This window comes from Thermoanaerobacterium sp. CMT5567-10, from assembly GCF_030534315.2.
GTDB lineage: Bacteria > Bacillota > Thermoanaerobacteria > Thermoanaerobacterales > Thermoanaerobacteraceae > Thermoanaerobacterium.
Window position 1 is genome coordinate 1,717,670 of sequence record NZ_CP130558.2, and the last position, 18,642, is coordinate 1,736,311.

The 18,642-nt window shown below is 33.0% G+C and carries 20 protein-coding genes; 19 read left to right on the plus strand and 1 reads right to left on the minus strand.

Annotation, left to right across the window (positions count from 1 at the left end; all coding sequences use genetic code 11):
• Positions 1 to 51 precede the first annotated feature (51 nt).
• The 19 genes from Q2T46_RS08890 (at position 52) to Q2T46_RS08980 (ending at position 17,376) form a co-directional block, all read left to right on the plus strand.
• A complete protein-coding gene (locus Q2T46_RS08890) occupies positions 52 to 1,317 on the plus strand; it encodes a LysM peptidoglycan-binding domain-containing M23 family metallopeptidase (protein ID WP_311062223.1) in 1,266 nt (421 codons plus the stop codon).
• Between the two features lie 146 nt (positions 1,318 to 1,463).
• Complete coding sequence (locus Q2T46_RS08895; RefSeq protein WP_303263270.1) at positions 1,464 to 2,279, plus strand: peptidase MA family metallohydrolase; 816 nt, start codon at positions 1,464 to 1,466, stop codon at positions 2,277 to 2,279.
• 6 nt (positions 2,280 to 2,285) lie between these two features.
• Positions 2,286 to 2,984: a response regulator gene (locus tag Q2T46_RS08900; protein WP_303263269.1), complete on the plus strand. Its 699-nt coding sequence runs from the start codon at positions 2,286 to 2,288 to the stop codon at positions 2,982 to 2,984.
• On the plus strand, positions 2,974 to 4,671 hold the full coding sequence (locus Q2T46_RS08905; protein WP_311062425.1) for an ATP-binding protein: 1,698 nt from the start codon (positions 2,974 to 2,976) through the stop codon (positions 4,669 to 4,671). Before Q2T46_RS08900 ends, Q2T46_RS08905 begins: the two co-directional genes overlap by 11 nt.
• 146 nt (positions 4,672 to 4,817) lie before the next feature.
• Positions 4,818 to 5,213, plus strand: a complete 396-nt coding sequence (locus tag Q2T46_RS08910; RefSeq protein WP_303263267.1) for a hypothetical protein — start codon at positions 4,818 to 4,820, stop codon at positions 5,211 to 5,213.
• Between the two features lie 12 nt (positions 5,214 to 5,225).
• The gene (locus tag Q2T46_RS08915; protein ID WP_303263265.1) at positions 5,226 to 6,479 is read left to right on the plus strand and encodes a hypothetical protein; all 1,254 of its coding nucleotides are present in this window, start codon (positions 5,226 to 5,228) and stop codon (positions 6,477 to 6,479) included.
• A gap of 15 nt (positions 6,480 to 6,494) precedes the next feature.
• Positions 6,495 to 7,313 (plus strand): two-component system regulatory protein YycI, encoded by an 819-nt coding sequence (locus tag Q2T46_RS08920; protein ID WP_303263264.1) that lies wholly within the window; start codon positions 6,495 to 6,497, stop codon positions 7,311 to 7,313.
• 120 nt (positions 7,314 to 7,433) lie between these two features.
• A complete protein-coding gene (locus Q2T46_RS08925; protein ID WP_303263262.1) occupies positions 7,434 to 8,684 on the plus strand; it encodes a UDP-N-acetylglucosamine 1-carboxyvinyltransferase in 1,251 nt (416 codons plus the stop codon).
• A gap of 82 nt (positions 8,685 to 8,766) precedes the next feature.
• Positions 8,767 to 9,888, plus strand: a complete 1,122-nt coding sequence (locus Q2T46_RS08930) for a S1C family serine protease (RefSeq protein WP_311062225.1) — start codon at positions 8,767 to 8,769, stop codon at positions 9,886 to 9,888.
• An 11-nt stretch (positions 9,889 to 9,899) separates the two neighbouring features.
• The gene (locus Q2T46_RS08935; protein ID WP_303263260.1) at positions 9,900 to 10,067 is read left to right on the plus strand and encodes a CxxH/CxxC protein; all 168 of its coding nucleotides are present in this window, start codon (positions 9,900 to 9,902) and stop codon (positions 10,065 to 10,067) included.
• 13 nt (positions 10,068 to 10,080) lie between these two features.
• Positions 10,081 to 10,560, plus strand: coding sequence for a 23S rRNA (pseudouridine(1915)-N(3))-methyltransferase RlmH (rlmH, locus tag Q2T46_RS08940; protein WP_303263259.1), 480 nt, complete (start codon positions 10,081 to 10,083; stop codon positions 10,558 to 10,560).
• 195 nt (positions 10,561 to 10,755) lie between these two features.
• Positions 10,756 to 11,430, plus strand: a complete 675-nt coding sequence (locus Q2T46_RS08945; protein ID WP_303263258.1) for a response regulator transcription factor — start codon at positions 10,756 to 10,758, stop codon at positions 11,428 to 11,430.
• 65 nt (positions 11,431 to 11,495) lie between these two features.
• Positions 11,496 to 12,458 (plus strand): HAMP domain-containing sensor histidine kinase, encoded by a 963-nt coding sequence (locus Q2T46_RS08950; protein WP_311062226.1) that lies wholly within the window; start codon positions 11,496 to 11,498, stop codon positions 12,456 to 12,458.
• Between the two features lie 132 nt (positions 12,459 to 12,590).
• Complete coding sequence (locus Q2T46_RS08955; protein WP_303263255.1) at positions 12,591 to 13,355, plus strand: ABC transporter ATP-binding protein; 765 nt, start codon at positions 12,591 to 12,593, stop codon at positions 13,353 to 13,355.
• Positions 13,342 to 15,201 (plus strand): FtsX-like permease family protein, encoded by a 1,860-nt coding sequence (locus tag Q2T46_RS08960; protein WP_303263254.1) that lies wholly within the window; start codon positions 13,342 to 13,344, stop codon positions 15,199 to 15,201. Before Q2T46_RS08955 ends, Q2T46_RS08960 begins: the two co-directional genes overlap by 14 nt.
• A gap of 184 nt (positions 15,202 to 15,385) precedes the next feature.
• Positions 15,386 to 15,742, plus strand: coding sequence for a helix-turn-helix domain-containing protein (locus tag Q2T46_RS08965; RefSeq protein ID WP_303263253.1), 357 nt, complete (start codon positions 15,386 to 15,388; stop codon positions 15,740 to 15,742).
• 192 nt (positions 15,743 to 15,934) lie between these two features.
• A complete protein-coding gene (locus Q2T46_RS08970) occupies positions 15,935 to 16,654 on the plus strand; it encodes a hypothetical protein (protein ID WP_303263252.1) in 720 nt (239 codons plus the stop codon).
• A 127-nt stretch (positions 16,655 to 16,781) separates the two neighbouring features.
• The gene (locus tag Q2T46_RS08975; protein WP_013299077.1) at positions 16,782 to 16,991 is read left to right on the plus strand and encodes a type II toxin-antitoxin system VapB family antitoxin; all 210 of its coding nucleotides are present in this window, start codon (positions 16,782 to 16,784) and stop codon (positions 16,989 to 16,991) included.
• Entirely contained in the window at positions 16,978 to 17,376 is a 399-nt protein-coding gene (locus Q2T46_RS08980) for a PIN domain nuclease (protein WP_013299076.1), read from the plus strand. Before Q2T46_RS08975 ends, Q2T46_RS08980 begins: the two co-directional genes overlap by 14 nt.
• A 7-nt stretch (positions 17,377 to 17,383) precedes the next feature.
• Here Q2T46_RS08980 and Q2T46_RS08985 read toward each other — a convergent pair whose 3' ends face one another.
• The gene (locus tag Q2T46_RS08985; protein WP_303263250.1) at positions 17,384 to 18,451 is read right to left on the minus strand and encodes an ERCC4 domain-containing protein; all 1,068 of its coding nucleotides are present in this window, start codon (positions 18,449 to 18,451) and stop codon (positions 17,384 to 17,386) included.
• Positions 18,452 to 18,642 lie beyond the last annotated feature (191 nt).

The window sequence follows — 18,642 nt, forward strand, 5'->3', positions numbered from 1 at the left end:
TTAAGGCATTTTTGTAAGAACAGCTCTATGCGCAAATGAAAGGAGAAGATGATGGATAACGAAGGTAAATCAAATCCTTTTAGATGCGGCACTATGAAAAACAACGCAATTAAAAGAAGATGCATATTTATTTTCGCTTTAGTAATTCTGTTTGCCGTAGCATTTAAATGTATGGACAATGACAAAAGTGCATATTCGTATGTCTGTGTAGAAAATGACTATAACACTTCATATATAACGAATGCAAAAAGCGAAAAAGAAAATTTGATTACTTATTTAAATACTGTAAATAATAAAAATTTGCGCATTGAAAAACCTACAGCAATTACAGTTGACGGCCTATATGTAGCAGCATTAAAGAGTAAGAAAGATGCTTTGGAAGCACTAAAAATCATGCTTGACAAATATAAAAAAGGATCCATCAGTGCTTACTTTAAAAACGATGTTAGATTAATAGAAATTGATACACCAACAACAAATCTGAAAACAATTGAAGAAGCGGTAGAAGATCTTGAGGGAAAAAGTCGATCTGTGACGTATGTGGTAAAAGATAATGATACGCTGTGGTCGATTTCGAGGGAATTTAATGTAACATTAAATGATATATACAATCTAAATCCGGGTATCAGTGAAAGAATATATCCAGGGGAATTGCTTAAAATAAGAGAATCTAAGCCTCTTTTAACTGTTGTAGCAGAGAAAAAATCAGTATATTTCGAAGATATTCCATATGAAACCGTTACGCAAAAAGATGATAAAATGTTTATAAATGATTCAAAAGTACTAGTTAGAGGCAAAGCTGGTTCTAAAATAGTTACTGCTATTTTGAAGTATTACAATGGCGAAATTGTCGATAAAAATGTAATAAATGAAAGTGTGGTATGTGAGCCAGTTAATGAAGTTATTGCCGTAGGAGATAAACCGCTTCCAGTGGCATATGCGACAGGTAAATTTAACTACCCGATTAGAGGTCACATAACAATAACATCAAGATATGGGCAAAGATGGGGAAGACTTCATGCAGGTATAGATATAGCTGCATCGATTGGAGACCCTATTTATGCTGCAGATGGAGGGACAGTAATATTTTCAGGTTGGGAAAGTGGATATGGATATCTCGTAAAAATTGATCACGGAAATGGATATGTGACTTACTATGGACATGCCAGCAAGCTGATTGTGAAGAAAGGAGATAAAGTTTATAAAGGACAGGAAATCGCCTTGGTAGGAATGACAGGAAATACGACAGGACCACATGTCCACTTTGAGGTGAGGAAAAATGGTGTACCTGTAAATCCTCAAAAATACTTAAAATAACATGAGCCCAAAGAAATTAGCAGGGCTCTTTTTTTTATCCTTAAATTTACTTTGCAATATAAATGACATTGGGTTATAATGTAATTGTATTACCTCATATATTTAAATATATACATATTTTTAGTATTTTGTGAGGTGATACATTTATGAGAAAAAATAAAAATTTGGCAGCTATTATATTTATTGTTTTTGTGCTTGCTGTTTTACTGAATGGCAATATCTTGACAAAAGCATATCCGGTGTATAAAGTAATTGGAAAAGATAAAATTGAAAATAGTATTAAGGATTTTAAGACAAGGGAAAGCAAACATTTTATTATAAGGTACACAGAACCAGATAGCAAATACGTTGACCTTATTATTAATACGGCTGAAAAACATTATTATGATATTACAAAAGATTTGGGATATACTCCAAATAGCAAATCAACTATTATAGTTTATAACAATCCTGATGAGATGAACAAAGATTTTTCTCTTGCAAAAGGGGAAAATGCTATGGGCATATACTTAAATGGCGTAATTAGCATAGAATCGCCATCGCTTTGGATATCTCCTGGGCAGGATGTGGTAAAAGTATTTCAATATGAAGGACCTGTTGTCCACGAGTTTACGCATCTTGTTGTGGATGATATTGCAAATGGAAATTATCCAATATGGTTTACAGAAGGTATTGCTCTTTTAGAAGAGTACAGACAAGATGGCTACGAATGGGGAAAGGATTTAAGCTATAATGGTGCACCGTACACTTATGAACAATTGAAGAACGATTTTAATTCGCTTGACGAAATGCTTGCTTATAAAAGGGCTTTTCAAGTGACAAAGGCTATAAGCGATAAATATGGAATGGAAACAATACGAGAAATGCTTAGAGATTTAGGAAGTGGAATGGGTATAGAATCAAGCTTTTATAAAGAGACAGCCTCAAGACTCGATGTCTTTGTCAACAACGCTAAGGAGTGAGTGAAGTTGAGTAGCAGGATACTAATAATTGACGATGAAAAACCTATTGTAGAGATTTTGAAATACAATTTAGAAAAAAATGGCTATAGTACAATTGAAGCGTATGACGGGGAGGAAGGTCTTAAATTAGCGCAGGAGAAAAATCCTGACCTTATCCTCCTTGATGTCATGCTTCCAAAGATGGATGGTTTTACTGTTTTGAGGATATTAAGGCAGACAATGACGACGCCTATTTTAATGCTGACGGCCAAAGAAGAAGAAGTAGATAAAGTGTTGGGATTAGAATTAGGCGCCGATGACTATGTGACGAAGCCATTTTCCATGAGGGAACTTATTGCACGGGTGAAGGCTAACCTGAGACGAAGTGGGGTAATCAATGGAGAGGGCATGTCTAATATCATAAGTGTCAGTAATTTAAGCATAGATTTATCAAAGTATAAAGTTGAAAAAAATGGAAAACCTATAGAGTTGACATCAAGGGAATTTGACCTTTTAAAATTCCTAGTGGCCAACCGAGGGCTCATTTTTTCAAGAGAAATGCTTTTGGAAAAGGTGTGGGGCTATGAATATTTTGGCGATGTGAGGACGGTTGATGTAACTATAAGGCGTCTTAGGGAAAAAATTGAGGATGATCCAGCAAACCCAAGGTATATACATACCAAAAGAGGGGTTGGTTATTATTTTAGCGAAGAAAGTGAACTATAAAAGCATACAGTGGAAAATAATTATTATATATGGACTTTTAATATTGGTGGCAATGGAAATCATATGGGTATACCTTTTCAAATCGTTGGAAAATTATCACATGACTAATTTTGAAAATTACATAGAAGCACAGGCTACCGGAATTGCCTTTACATTAAAAGATAACATGAATTCAAAGTCCAGCATGGATAACATAATAAATATGTATTTAGGCCCTAATGCTTATATAAAATATGTGTACATACTTGATAAAGATGGAAATATATTAGCAAGCTCTACAGGTGAAAGAGGAAAAATGTTGACACCTGCAGTTATAAAGGCATTATCTGGGAAACAAGGTATGGAAACCAGCAACGACAATAATTCAAATGGGAAAATCAGGAGCATCGCAATGCCAGTTGTAGATAGCGATGGTAAAATATCTGGTGTGGTATATGTAAGCGGATCTTTAAAAAGCGTATATGACACGCTATCTGATGTAAATTTCATTTTATTAAGTGCAACTTTTATTGCTGTCATAATAACCGTTATACTTGGATATATTTTAGCTAAGACAATAACTGACCCGATAAAAGAAGTTACGAAGTACGCTCATGAGATAGGGGAAGGTAACTTTGATGTGCACATAGATATAAAATCTGATGATGAGATAGGTAAATTGGGCAACATGTTTAATTTTATGTCTAAAAGGCTTAAATCAACTTTAAATGAGATGGAAAATGAGAAAAGCAAGGTAGAAGCTATTATAAGCTATATGTCTGACGGAGTTATTGCTACAAATGAATTAAACAGGGTGATTCTTTTTAATAATGCTGCTGAGAGGATGATAGGCGAAAAAATTGCGATGGATGAACCTTTAGAAAAGATTGCTCAAGGTCAGCTTAAAAATACTGAAAGCCTTATATACTGTAATGGTAAAATTTTAAAATCATTTGTAAGCCCAATTAAAGCTGATAAGAATATAGATGGAAATGTCTTTGTACTGCACGATATTACAGAGCAGCAAAACCTCGATAACATGAGGAAAGAATTTGTGGCAAATGTCTCCCATGAATTGAGGACGCCTCTTACAACCATTAAAAGCTACACTGAGACTCTTTTAAATGATGGTGTTGATGAAGAATACAGGAACAGATTTTTAAGCATTATCGATAAAGAAGTAGACAGGATGACAAGGCTTGTGAAGGACTTGCTTCTTCTGTCAAAGATGGACTCAAACGGCAAGTTAAGTCTAGAAGAAACAAATTTAAATGAATATATAGAAAATATCCTATATAAAATAAAGATTGAAGCGCAGAAAAAAAATCAAAAACTTGCATTTTGTGCCGGAGAAGAAAAAAGAAACATAAATATAGACAGGGATAAAATGGAGCAGGTGCTGCTTAATGTAGTGTCCAATGCTATTAAGTACACAAATCCAGGCGGATATGTGAGGGTATTTACAAATTATGATGACGACTATGCTTATATAACTATCTCTGATAATGGCATTGGGATACCAAAGAAGGACATTCCAAGGATATTTGAAAGATTTTATAGAGTGGATAAGGGAAGATCTAGAGAGTTGGGGGGTACTGGACTTGGCCTTGCAATTGCGAAAGAGATAGTTACGGCACATGGAGGGGAAATAAATATCGAAAGCGAAGTAGGAATTGGTACATCTGTCTACATAAAGCTTAGATACTAAATAAACCGTAATTATATTTTAATATTGCTGTAACATTGTTGTAATAATGGTATTCTATAATTTAACTATAAGTGAAAATGGTTATATTAGGAATTATGTGTAAATTTATATAACTTTTTGTTATATTATGATGGGGAGTGGTACTTTTGAAAAAGGTTTTAGCCCTTATCATTGCCACTGTAATGTTTATGACGTTTTTTATGACGTATGGATTCGCTGATAATTTAATCACGGTTAAATCAGACATAAATAATGTCACAACAAACAACAAATACTTTGTAATATCAGGCAATGGGCAGCCAGATACTTATGTTGAGCTTATTTTAAACGATAATTTAAATGACAAGTGGGTAATAGGCGATACTGGTCTTTTCGCAAAATTGATAACATTAGCTTTAGGGGATAACTATGTTACATTGAAGGCTGTTAAAGACGGAAAAGTACAAACTGTCAAAGGACATATAACGCTTCAGTACAAGGATGGAATTATTCAGGTTACGGTTGACACATTAGAAGGCTTGTGGAATAAGCTTTTTAAGTAGAGCGGTGTTCTTATGAAAGAGCATATAAAAACAATTGTGTTGGTGTTGCTTGTTTCAACAAGCCTTTATTTAAGCTATACATTGTGGACGTCTTTTCCACAAAAAAGCTTTTTTATGACTAAGTCCACACCATCAAGTGTGGATATTTTTAGTATAGTTAGACCTTCGTCGATTGAGATAAATACTAATGGCAGATTTAAGGACATAACATCGTCAAATGATATAACTTCAATATGGGAAAATACAATAAAAATTTTAAAAGATAATTTGGACAAAGGAATTGCATTATCGCAGGTTGACAAAAGCAGCGTAAAACTTATAGACAATTTGATATATATTGATATGGGCAAAGGTATAACAAAAGATATATTTGCTGATACTTTGAACTTAGATAGTTTATCTGAATTAAATAAGATAAACTCTGACACATATATAAAACAAATTATAATTAAAGTTGGAAGTAAGCCGCAAATCATATTTACGGATTACAATAGCTACTTTGCCATGAATTTAAAGAATTCCAGTTATTTTGACGAGTTAATTGGCAAACAATTTCAAAATTCAATCGACTATGCAGTAACGACTGCAAATGATGTTTACAGCGAAAATGTGTTTACTTTGAAAAATTTTACATTAGGTAAATATGTAAATAAAGGGTTTGCAAATGATAGCATCTATAGGACTATAATTAAGAATGTATTTGTAAACATATCTGTTGTGAGAGAGATAAAGGAAAATAATGGTTCATATATGTATACTGATGGCATAAGAGGGCTAAGGCTTTACAGAAGTGGCTTAATAGAGTACTTTGATACTACAACAACATCCTCAAAATTAACTATGAGCAAAATTGAGTCATTAGATAAAGCATTAGAATTTATAAAAGATCTTGGAATCAATGTGGAAGATGTATACATAACGGGCGTTAGTGGCAGTGGTACGGATTATAAATTTTCATTTAATTACATATATGATTATCCTATATACGTAATAAAAAATGGAGAAAAATCAGATCCTATAGACATTTCTGTATCAAATGGGATTATAAAGACTGCTAAAGTGAATTTCATGGATATTTATTATGCTGGAGATTACAAGAACAACCTTTATAATATACAGAAAGCAATAGTTGACAATAAGATAAAAGGTGTTGAATCGTTAAAACTGGTGTATGTATTTGATGGGACTGAGCTAATCCCTGCATGGGATGTTAAATGCAAAGACAATGAGTACCTTATAAATGCTTTAGATGGTAAAATAATTTGATGATGGTGTTATAATATGGACTGGTCAAAGGCAAAAACAATCTTGATTTTGATATTTGCAGTATTAAACATGATACTTTACTTAGGAAATTTGAATATTGCAGAAACCAGCAATTCAATACCTTCTCCTTCAGAGATAAAAAAGATGAACGATATCTTAAAAGAAAACAATATTGTTGTAAAAGGGGAGATTCCTAAAGATTATAAGCCGATGCCTATGCTTTTGGTGAAGCTAAAAAATTACAACAAAGCATATATTGAGAGCAATTTTTTGAATGGCTCTAGATATATTTCATATGACAACGGATCATTTTATAACATTGAAAATGGTACAATAGAAGTAAAGAATGGGTTTTTTTATTATAAAATAAGAGATGAGAAATTTACAAAAATGGATAAAGATGATGCTTTTAATTATATAAAGTCATTTGTAAAAAGTAAAAACCTCGAAGAGAAGTATTCTGTCGTAAATGAATATGCTGATGGCAACAAATACACTGTTGAGTATACAGAAGTTTACAACGGTATTAATGTAGATGTAAGTTACATGAAAGGCGTTATTAGCAATGATACGTTTTTGTTTGAATCCACATGGCTTATTCCAATACGAGAAGAAAAAGAAAGAAAAGAGATTATACCACCTATAAATGCACTTCTTAAGCTTCTCGATGTGGATGAGGGACATCATAATATTGTTGTAAAAGAGATAAAACCTGTCTACTTTTTCAGCTGGCGAAATGCCGACACAGGCGAAGCAATACCTACTTGGAGGATAACAACAGAAAACTCTGTTTATTATGTGAACGCATATACCGGCACCATTGAAGAGAGGTAAAAATTACCTCCTTTTTATTGCGCTTGTTTTAAATAAAATGCTTGTAAAGTTGTTGAAATTGTATTAAAGTATATATGTGTAATTGTGTGTTTTTAGTTTTCTTGAAGGGAAGATCAAACAGTGGAGAAGTTTGTTATAAATGGAGGAATACCTTTAAAAGGAACAGTTGAGATTAGTGGGGCAAAAAATTCTGCTGTTGCCATACTTCCTGCTGCTCTTTTAGCAGATACTCCTAGTACTATTGACAATTTGCCAGAAATAAACGATATAGAACTGCTTAGTAAAATGATTGAATACCTTGGTGGCAAAACTATAAAGAAAGAACATGAGATAATTGTAGATCCTGAAGGTATTAATTCATTTTGCCCACCACACGAATTGGCAAGTCAAATGAGAGCATCGTATTATCTTATTGGGGCTCTTCTAAGTAGATTTAATGAGGCTGCTATTGCAATGCCTGGTGGTTGCAATATTGGAGTGAGGCCAATTGATCAGCACATTAAAGGCTTTGAGGCATTAGGTGCTAAAACTACGATTGAACATGGAATCATAAAGGTAAAAGCAGATAAATTAGTGGGGAATCATATTTATTTTGATGTTGTAAGCGTGGGAGCTACGATAAATTTAATGTTGGCTGCCTGTAAAGCTGAAGGCACAACTATACTGGAAAATTGCGCAAAAGAACCACATGTTGTGGATGTCGCTAACTTCTTAAATGCGATGGGTGCTAATATAAAAGGTGCAGGCACTGATATGATTAAAATAGTAGGTGTAGACAAGCTTCACGGTTGCAAGCATACTGTTATACCTGATCAAATAGAAGCTGGAACTTATATGGTTGCAGCTGCAGCTACACACGGTGATGTAACAATAAAAGGCATTATTCCAAAGCATCTTGAATCAATAATAGCGAAAATGTCTGAAATGGGCGTTACAATTGAAGAGTACGATGAAGATTTAAGAGTTACTACAGCTGGAAGATTAAAGAGAGTTGATATTAAAACACAGCCGTATCCTGGTTTTCCAACTGACATGCAGCAATTGATGGCGGTACTTTTAGCACTGGCTGATGGTGTAAGTATGATTGCTGAAAATGTGTATGAAGGTAGATTCAAATACTTGGACGAGCTTAAAAAAATGGGCGTTAATGCTAAAGTAGAAGGCAGGACGGCTGTTATAGAGGGGGTTGAAAAGCTTACAGGTGCACCACTTAAAGCCACTGATTTAAGAGCCGGGGCGGCTATGGTAATAGCCGGTCTTGCTGCTAATGGTGTTACAGAGGTTAAAAACATTCACTACATCGATAGAGGATATGAAGCAATTGAAAAAAAGCTACAAAAACTCGGCGCAGACATAAAAAGAGTAAAATAAGTCCAATTTGGGCTTATTTTTTGTATAATAAAATATAGAATAAATCACCTCATAATACACATGATAATTAAGAGGTGATATGATGCAAAATGGCGACGATAGAAGGATAAAAAGGCCGTCGTATCTTACGACTGTCATAATAATTGCTGTAATTACGTCTTTCGTATTTTCATACATTGCACCAAAATTTCTTTGGGGGAAAATAATACCGCTTCCATATACAGGTACAGGCCCCCTTAAGAAAGAGGTGGTAATCTCTAAAGCAGAGCCTTCTACGATTGCGGAAGCTGTGGCAAAGAAAGATACCCAAGCTGTTGTTGGCATATCTTCTGTCGAATACGAAAGACAATACTATATATTGGAAAAACAGGTTGAAGGTGTAGGCTCAGGATTTATCGTTGATAAAAATGGGTACATTATTACAAATAATCATGTAGCAAGCCCTGAGTCAAAGAAACTTACCATCTATTTAAGTGATGGCAGCACATTGCCTGGGAAAGTTTTGTGGTCTGACTCTACTTTAGATCTTTCAGTTGTTAAAATAAATGCCAAAAATCTGCCTACTATCTCATTAGGAGATTCAGATAAGATTGTGGTAGGCCAAACTGTAATAGCTATAGGCAACCCTTTGGGGCTGCGCTTTGAAAGAACTGTGACATCTGGTATAATAAGTGCATTGAATAGAAGTTTGCCAATAGAGGAGAACAACAAACAAAAGATAATGGAAGATCTTATACAGACAGATGCATCAATAAACCCAGGGAACAGTGGTGGACCATTAGTCGATGCGCAGGGCAATGCTATAGGTATTAATACGGCAAAAGTTACAACAGCAGAGGGATTGGGCTTTGCCATACCAATCAACATTGTTAAGCCTATTATTAATAAAGTAATAGCTACAGGCACATTTAAAGCACCGTACTTAGGCATAGTAGGATATGATAGAGAGATAGCCAGCTATATAAATGCAGATATAGTTATAGCAGAAGGAATATACGTTGCAGATATAGATCCTAAAGGCCCGGCTCAAAAAGCAGGCATCAAAAAAGGTTATATACTGCTGGAAGTTGATGGTAAACCTGTCGATACGATGGTTCAGCTTAAGACGGTGATATACTCAAAAAACATAGGAGACAAGGTAAGTGTAAAATACAGAACATTGACGGGGAATATAGGGACAACTACGATAACACTTGGGAAATGAGGAGAATAATTATGTATGTTGTATGTGAGAAACATTTAGAGGATGCCATTGAAGAATTTGTGGATGTATATGAACAGCCGCCAGATATATACAGGCTTGATGAGGTATCATTTACAGATTGGCTGGTGCCTCATAAGTGTGACTTTTGCGAAGACATTCCTAAGTATCTTGTAGTTTGATGGAGGGAGAATTTTGAATATAGACATAATTGCAGTTGGAAAGATAAAGGAGAAGTTTATAGAAGATGGAATACAGGAATATGTAAAAAGATTGAAGCCATATTGCAATATAAACATAATTGAAGTGAACGATGAAAAGGCACCTGAAAGCTTAAGTGATAAAGAAAAAATAAGTGTTATGCAAAGAGAAAGTGTTAAAATTGTCGATAAGATTAGAAAAGAAAGCTTCATAATATCTCTTTGCATAGAAGGTAGACAAATGGACTCAGTAGAATTTGCCCGCTATATAGAAGATGTTATGACAGCGGGCAATTCTAATATTACATTTGTAATAGGAGGATCTCTTGGCTTACATAACGATATAAAGTCCATGTCAGATTTAAAGCTGTCATTTTCAAAAATGACATTTCCACACCAGCTTATGAGACTTATATTGATAGAACAAATCTACAGAGCATTTAAGATAATGAAGGGTGAGACGTACCATAAGTGATACAAATATGGAAACATTATTAGATTTTATTGTGCTATAATAATGTTGGTGTGATAATTGTATTATGCCAAGGCAAAAACATATGAGAAATTGCTCATAAGAAATAAATAAGCAATAGGGTTATGTTTGGAAGTAGAGAACGAGGAATTGTTGCCGAGCCTAAATTAAATAAACCATAAAAAGGTTGATGAAAATATGTATAAAATACTTATAATTGAGGATGATAAGGCTCTTTGTGACAATATAAAAAAGGCCATTACAAATTGGGGCTATGATACGGTCTCTATAGAAAACTTTGATAACATATTGGGAGAATTTGCAAATCATAATCCTCATTTGGTGATTATAGATATAAACTTACCATATTACGATGGTTTTTATTGGTGTAAGAAAATAAGGGAAATATCTAAAGTGCCGATTATATTTTTGTCTTCCAGGGATAGCAATATGGATATCATAATGGCAGTTAATATGGGGGGAGATGATTTTGTTACAAAACCATTTTCCATGGATGTATTACTGGCTAAAATACAAGCTGTCATTAGAAGAACTTATTCTTATGGGGAAAATGAAGGACTAATAATAGAATGTAATGGAGCTATTTTAAATATAAATGATGGAACACTGACGTATAAAGGTATGAGACTAGAACTGACTAAAAATGAATTTAAAATACTTCAATTACTTATGAGAAATAGAGGCAAAATAATATCAAGGGATAGGATTATGAGGGCACTTTGGGAAAGTGAGTATTTTATTAGTGAGAATACTTTAACGGTTAATGTAAATAGGCTGAGAAAAAAGCTAGAAGATGCGGGATTAGAAAATTTCATTGTAACTAAGAAGTCTCAGGGATATATGATACCATGAGCTTTTCAAGATACCTAAAAGATTTATTTTGGACAATCCTGTGTTTTCTAGCAATAATCTTGATTATGAATTTGATTTTGATATCCAGTACAGCTTTGAATAAAACAATAGACGATATTATTTATATGAATGTGCTCATATTTTCTATCTTCTTTGCATTTTTAATCGTAGGCTATATAAAATGGATAAATACTTATAAAGACTTTAGAAATGCTCTACATAACAAAGAAAATATTGACGGATTTCTACCAAATGGCGAAAAATTAGAAGAAGTGCTTATAAGAGAAACAGTGAATTTAAAAAATGAAGAGAAATTAAAAGAAATAAAAGAATTGAAAGAAAATTTGAATGAGATTAATGACTATGTTACAAAATGGATCCACGAAATAAAAATACCACTATCAGTATGTGAGCTTATAGCTGATGAAATTGAAGAAGAGGGTTTATCTAATATAGCGGGAGAGCTTAGACAGGAGCTAGAAAGGATAAATTTTCTTGTGAGTCAAGTGCTATATACCAGCAGGGCTTCAAGCTATTCAGAAGATTTTATAATCGAAGAGGTAAATCTTAATTCAATAGTTAAAAGTGTAATAAAAAATAATATCAATTCTTTTATATCTAAGAAGATAGAATTAGAAATGCACGATTTGGATTTCAACGTTTTCACAGATAGCAAATGGATTTTCTACATAATAGAGCAGATAATCAATAATGCTTGTAAATATGTGGATGTACAAGGGAGAATCGAGATTTATGCAGAAGAAGACGATGAATGTACAAGGCTTTTCATAAGAGACAATGGGATGGGGATACCTTATAAAGATATAGGAAGAATTTTTGACAGGGGATTTACAGGAGATAATGGAAGAAAGACGAGCAAATCAACAGGTATGGGACTTTATATATGCAAAAAGATTGCAGATAAGTTGAACATAAAACTTGAAGTATCGTCTCAAGTCTCACAGTATACAGAATTTACGATAATTTTTTATAAAATGGCTGATTACTTCAATGTGACAAAATTGTAATATTAACATTAATTTTGTCACCATAAGCGATGGTACAGGTACAGTAAAAAATATAGAATATAAATGTATTTAATGATTGTTCTCTCCTTAATTGGGAGAGAATTTTTCTAATAGAATGTGGAGGGGTATAATATGGATGTAGTACTTGAGACAAAAAATTTAAGAAAAGAATATGGCTCAAAAGGAATGGTTTTTAGAGCTGTAGACGATATCGATTTAGAAGTATATAAAGGAGAATTTTTAGGCATTATGGGTCCGTCAGGAGCGGGAAAGACTACGCTTTTGAATATGTTATCTACAATTGATAGACCTACTTCCGGAGAAATATATTATGAGGGAAAAAGTGTATTAAATATGAAAAATAAGGAGCTATCTATATTTAGGCGAAACAACATAGGGTTTATATTTCAAGACTTCAATCTATTGGACAGTATGTCTGTTGAGGACAATATAGCACTGCCGCTTGCTCTTTCAAAAGTAAATGCAAAAGAAATAAAAGAAAAAGTTGAGAAATTAAGCAGTTTCTTTGGGCTTCATGAGCAATTAAAAAAATATCCGTATCAATTGTCAGGAGGTCAGAAACAAAGAGCCGCAGCGGCTAGGGCACTTATTACATCACCTTCGATAGTTTTTGCAGATGAGCCTACTGGCGCGTTGGATTCAAAGTCTTCTCAAGAACTTTTGCAATGTTTGTCAATGATGAATGAAAAATTCAGTACAACTATTATTATGGTTACTCATGATGCATTTGCAGCAAGTTACTGTAAGAGAATTTTATTTATTAAAGACGGGAAAATACATGCAAGAATAGACAAAGATTCATCCAGGAAAGAATTCTTTAAAAGGATAATAGATTTTCTTGGCACTATGGGAGGTGGCACAGATGAACTCTTTTAAAATGGCTATCATAAATTTCAAGAGAAATGCAAAGACTTACGGATTGTACCTTATGGCGATGACTTTTTCCGTAGCTGCTTATTATAATTTTTTATCGATGAGGTATAATCCTCAGTTTTTAGAATATAAAGATATATCAAGTTATATAGGAGGGGCGTCCGTGAGTGCCTCTACGCTTATGATGATGTTCTTGATATTTTTTATAGTGTATTCAAGCAATTTTTTCTTAAATCAGAGGAAACGGGAAATAGGCGTATATGCGTTTATGGGTATTGATAACTATAAGATAGCTTTTATTTTCGCTTCAGAAGGGCTGCTGATGGGAATATTATCTTTAGCTATCGGACTGATAATCGGAATATTATTTAGCAAATTGTTCATGATGGTGCTTGCAAAAGTAGCTATTTTAAATATAACAATTAAGTTTTTTATATCAATGAAAGCTATTGTTGAAACAATAATTGCTTATTCGATTATCTTGGCCGTTACATTTTTAAAAGGGTATTTTGATGTTATCAGAAGTAACCTCATAGAATTGTTGAATTCACTAAAAAAAGAAGAAGAGCTGCCAAAAGTCAACTACTTTAAAGGGATAGCTTCAATAATTATAATCGGGATAGGGTATTACATCGCCCACAATTATTTGAAATTTGGCTTTGGAAAAGCACTGTTGGCAACAATACTTTTAATTACATGGGGTACATACTGGCTATTCGGTTCTTTTTTCTCTATGGTAATCAGGCATTATATAAATAGAAAGAGCTTTTTATATAAAGGTGTAAACATTGTAAGCTTTTCTAATATAGCATTTAGGATAAAAAATAATTATAGAACACTGGCGGCAGTAGCAATATTGATAACAACATGTATTACTTGTTTTGGAACTGTAAGCTCTGTTAAGTACTATGTAGAAAAGAATCACAAAATAGAAGTTCCCTATACTGTTTCTTATATTTCAGAAGACAAAGATATAATCGCAAAAGTTGATAAAATTATCAAGGATTCAGGCCATGAAGTGGAGATTAAGGAGAAAGCGAATTTCTTATTTGTACCTGATGATGAACTCGTAGTAGCAAGACTTACAGATTTAAAAACCATTTTATCAGATTTAAAAGTTGAAAATAGAGAAAATATAATATCAAAGTTTGATTTATCAGATGATGAGGTAGGTTATATAGAGAGACCTACTACAATGATGAGTATTTTAAAAAAAGAAGATAGTATTAAGTTAAATGGGAAAAACTACGATATAAAAGTAAATACTAAAGTCCCTCTTTTTGGGAATGGACTGCCATATCCATGCATTGTCGTCAATGATGAAGAGTATGATCAATTGAAATTACATTTTTATGAGCAGCAGTTTAATGGAATTATATTAGACAATCCGAATGAAACAAAAGGTTTAACTTATGAGCTTGCAGGAGTATTGCCGAGGGAGTCCAGGTTGTATACCTATTGGATGGCCGGCGCATCATTTTATAATTTTGCAGGGATTATTTATTTTGTAGGTTCCTTCTTATCTTTAGTATTTGTATTTGCAACCGGAAGCATAATCTATTTTAAGATTCTGAGTGAATCTTTTAGGGATAAAAATAAGTATGAGATATTAAAGAAATTGGGAACTACAGATTTTGAAATATACAGCTCAATTTCAAAGCAAGTAGGCATCTTCTTTATACTGCCATTGATAGTAGGAGTAATTCACAGCGCTGTTGCTATTTCAGTATTAAGTGATATGATGAACTACAGTTTAGTTGTGCCAACAGCAATAAGTGTATTAGTTTTTGCGCTGGTATATGGAATATTCTACGTATTTACAACAAGAAAGTTCATCACAGAAATATAGTAGATGGAAGATGAAGATGCAATTTAAAACAGCCTTGTTATGAGGCTGTTTTTCTCCTTATTATAAGGCAATTATAGAAAAAAAGTAAACTATTTAGCAATAAAAATATGTGCGTTTTAGTTTATTTATAAAGCCAGTAATACAGAATAATATATATTATGTATTAAATTTTTGTGGAAGTTGAGTGAATGAAAAGGTGAATGGTGATTTTGATTTAAAAGAAGTAGGAATGCGTATAAGAGCAGAAAGAGAGCGGATGGGATTAACAAGAGAGCAGTTTGCAGAAGCAGTAGGTGTTTCTGCTATGTATATTGGGCATATAGAGCGTGCTCAACGAGTAATGAGTTTAAAGACATTTGTACGTATTGCAAAGAGCCTTCATGTAAGTACAGATTATCTTTTATTCGGGATAAACGAAGCAAAAAATAAAAATAACGATGGAAAAGAAGATGTGCTAATAGAATTGCTTAATAAATGTACAGACAGGGAGCGTAAAATTGCAGAAGAAATATTAAAACTTTTGGTTACATATATAAAATAGTCGAGATGCAGTTACTACATAGCATCTTATTTTTTTTGCCTTCTTTTATTAAAGATTTAAACATATTGTGATAGTGTAAAGTTTTAAAATAAGGCATTATTTTACAAAAAATTAGTACTTTTGGACAGTTGACATATTTATGAAGTAAATATATGATGAAATTAATCTAAAACTTTGTGAGGGTAGATTTAAGTGAAAAAGATAATATATTTTTTGATATTAATTGCTTTGGCTCTATTGATTGTCATAGCCTATGATTTAGTTGATGTCAATTCTCAAAAAAGTAGCACAGATGTAAGCACTGAAAACACTTTGGCAAAGGAAGCTAAAACGGCAAATGAAAATAAGATAAAATTGAAGAAAGATGTATATACGAATGTGCCGTATGATATTTCTCAAGTAAACATTTCAAGGACAGAGTCAGATGGGTTTTCGCGAGTAGAGGTTTTTGATAAGAATACGGGCAAGTTTTTAGAGGCATATGGCGAAAAGGCAGAAACTGTATCTAAATCAGATATCTTAGATAATTTAAATGATATTAGTAAAATTTCAAAGCTGACCATTTACAAAGAGCGGACTGACGGATCTGCAGTGACGAGACTCTATACAGTTTTAACTGTTTATTCTGACGGCTCTTTCAGGCAGATAGAAAGCATTGATAAAGCATACTGGGAAAAAGCAAGCGATGGCGATTGGAAGCTGGAAAATCCACATGCAAGTGCTATTTCAACGACAGGAAGCTTTCCTACAACAGAGATCGAGACAAGCGGAACCACGACTATTAAAATGAAAGCTACATTATTTACAGTTGGTTTATTAGACAGTTCAGCCCGCAGTGTATTGTCAATACCAGGCAGCACATATTATTTAAGAAAAATCGTAGAATTAGGCTATCGTTACAGCTTGTATTAGAAATTGATTGGTGATAATATGGGCAGTTGGCTTTATAATGTATTATGCTTAAGAACTATTCTTCAAAACTTTCACATTGACATAAAAGTATATGTGTATTATAATACACATACGGAGGTGTATTATTATGCGGACAAATATCATTATAGATGACGAACTTATTAAAGAAGCTTTGAAGATAACTGGGATAAAGACAAAGAAAGAAATTGTTAATATAGCTTTAAAAGAATTAATAGAAAACCATAAAAGGAAGAATCTAATGGATTTAAAAGGGAAAATACAATTTGACGAAAACTATGATTATAAAAAGATGAGGGAAAATCATGATATTAGTTGATACATCAGTTTTGATAGCTTTTTTTAAAGGTATAAATAATAAGCAAGTAGAAAAATTAGAAGACGTAATAAAAAATGGTGTGCCATTTGGTATAAATTTTTTTATATATCAGGAAGTTTTGCAAGGAGCAAAATCAGATAGAGAATTTAAATTATTGAAAGAATATTTAAGTACACAGAGGTTTTATGATTTAAAAAATGGTATGAAATCTTACGAAGCAGCAGCAAAACTTTATTTTGTTTGCAGAAAGAAAGGAATTACAATACGTAGTACCATTGACTTGCTTATAGCAGAGACTGCAATTGAAAATAATTTATACCTTCTACATGATGACAAAGATTTTTCTTATATTGCTGAAGTTGACAAAAACTTAAAAGAATATTAATATCTTTTTATTGTACTTTTGTCCAAGTGCTGCCTTTACCTCTGCCTTGACTAATTATTAAACCCTCTTTTTTAAGGTCATTCAGTACCTTTCTAATTGTAGAGTCTGGGGTATTAGCAAATCTATTTCTTAAATCGCTTATTGTAAAATCTCCATTAATATTTTCAAGAATTTCTTTTCTAATGTCATAATAAATTCCGCCTGTAAAATCATTCTTCGTTTGATATTTTGATATTTCTTCTGCAACAGCTTCAGGTATTGATTCGCTTTCGTGTGATATAATGGCTTGGAAAAACCTTAATGTCCATTCATTAGCCAATTTTCTATTGCCAGCAAAGATGATTTGAAATTTTGGATGCAATGTGAAAAGCTCAGCTATCACCTTTGCCATATATGATGGCGTATAAATGCTTAATTTGTCAGGGTTTAAGTAATCAGAATAGTTGGCTTCAATGACAAGTGCCGAATGCTTATATTTTTCCAATTCACCCAGTTTTTGATGTAAAATTGGCAAATTAGCGATGTCGGCTTTAAAATTTTCAAAGCTTTTTCTTTCTACGACGGCCTCTATTTCATTATTGTAAAACAATGCGTAATCACCTGCTGGCAACTGCACTCTTTCAACAATGCAATTGGTAAATTTCCAAGGATATTTTTCATTTGCATCAATTAATATATGGAGATCATTGCTTCCTTTTGCAGTCAATTTAACACGAGGCTTGTGCTCCTTTAAACCCTGTTGTGTCCTCCAAAATATCTGTTCGTATTCCCCTTCTTTATTTTTGTATTTCTTTTTCAGAAAGAGAAATTCACACCTTTTATTTACACCGCGATCTAAAACTACAGACAGACGCTTTCCATATCGATCAATTGATATAATAGGAACTTTTTCAACGACGTCATAATCATTGGATTGTTCATTGGTATCTTTAAGGCAAAATATCTGACTTCCCGCACCAGGCCATTTATTCTGTACAAACAGCGATAAAAGCACCGTATCGCCTTTTTTGATACTAAGCCTGTATGGAAATTTATCGCTTTTTGTTGATTCAAGTACCCATAAAAGATTGCTCATAATGACCCTTTCCTAAACATAATTTTATTACAAATCTATTTTATTATAAGAAGGAGGTCATTACAACTTTTTTCATGCGACAAGTACCGTTTTAGCACTTTCGTATTAAAAAAATTAGTACTTTTGGTCAATTGACATATTTATGAAGTGGATATATTATGAAGCTAAGAGAATTACCGGTAAGTTCTCGT

What these genes read in the sequence shown, in the direction of transcription:
- Q2T46_RS08890 (WP_311062223.1), top strand. Translation starts at nt 52, where the DNA reads ATGGATAACGAAGGTAAATCAAATCCTTTTAGATGCGGCACTATGAAA.
- Q2T46_RS08895 (WP_303263270.1), top strand. Translation starts at nt 1,464, where the DNA reads ATGAGAAAAAATAAAAATTTGGCAGCTATTATATTTATTGTTTTTGTG.
- Q2T46_RS08915 (WP_303263265.1), top strand. Translation starts at nt 5,226, where the DNA reads ATGAAAGAGCATATAAAAACAATTGTGTTGGTGTTGCTTGTTTCAACA.
- Q2T46_RS08920 (WP_303263264.1), top strand. Translation starts at nt 6,495, where the DNA reads ATGGACTGGTCAAAGGCAAAAACAATCTTGATTTTGATATTTGCAGTA.
- Q2T46_RS08930 (WP_311062225.1), top strand. Translation starts at nt 8,767, where the DNA reads ATGCAAAATGGCGACGATAGAAGGATAAAAAGGCCGTCGTATCTTACG.
- Q2T46_RS08935 (WP_303263260.1), top strand. Translation starts at nt 9,900, where the DNA reads ATGTATGTTGTATGTGAGAAACATTTAGAGGATGCCATTGAAGAATTT.
- Q2T46_RS08945 (WP_303263258.1), top strand. Translation starts at nt 10,756, where the DNA reads ATGTATAAAATACTTATAATTGAGGATGATAAGGCTCTTTGTGACAAT.
- Q2T46_RS08950 (WP_311062226.1), top strand. Translation starts at nt 11,496, where the DNA reads ATGAATTTGATTTTGATATCCAGTACAGCTTTGAATAAAACAATAGAC.
- Q2T46_RS08955 (WP_303263255.1), top strand. Translation starts at nt 12,591, where the DNA reads ATGGATGTAGTACTTGAGACAAAAAATTTAAGAAAAGAATATGGCTCA.
- Q2T46_RS08960 (WP_303263254.1), top strand. Translation starts at nt 13,342, where the DNA reads ATGAACTCTTTTAAAATGGCTATCATAAATTTCAAGAGAAATGCAAAG.
- Q2T46_RS08975 (WP_013299077.1), top strand. Translation starts at nt 16,782, where the DNA reads ATGCGGACAAATATCATTATAGATGACGAACTTATTAAAGAAGCTTTG.
- Q2T46_RS08980 (WP_013299076.1), top strand. Translation starts at nt 16,978, where the DNA reads ATGATATTAGTTGATACATCAGTTTTGATAGCTTTTTTTAAAGGTATA.
- Q2T46_RS08985 (WP_303263250.1), bottom strand. Translation starts at nt 18,451, where the DNA reads ATGAGCAATCTTTTATGGGTACTTGAATCAACAAAAAGCGATAAATTT.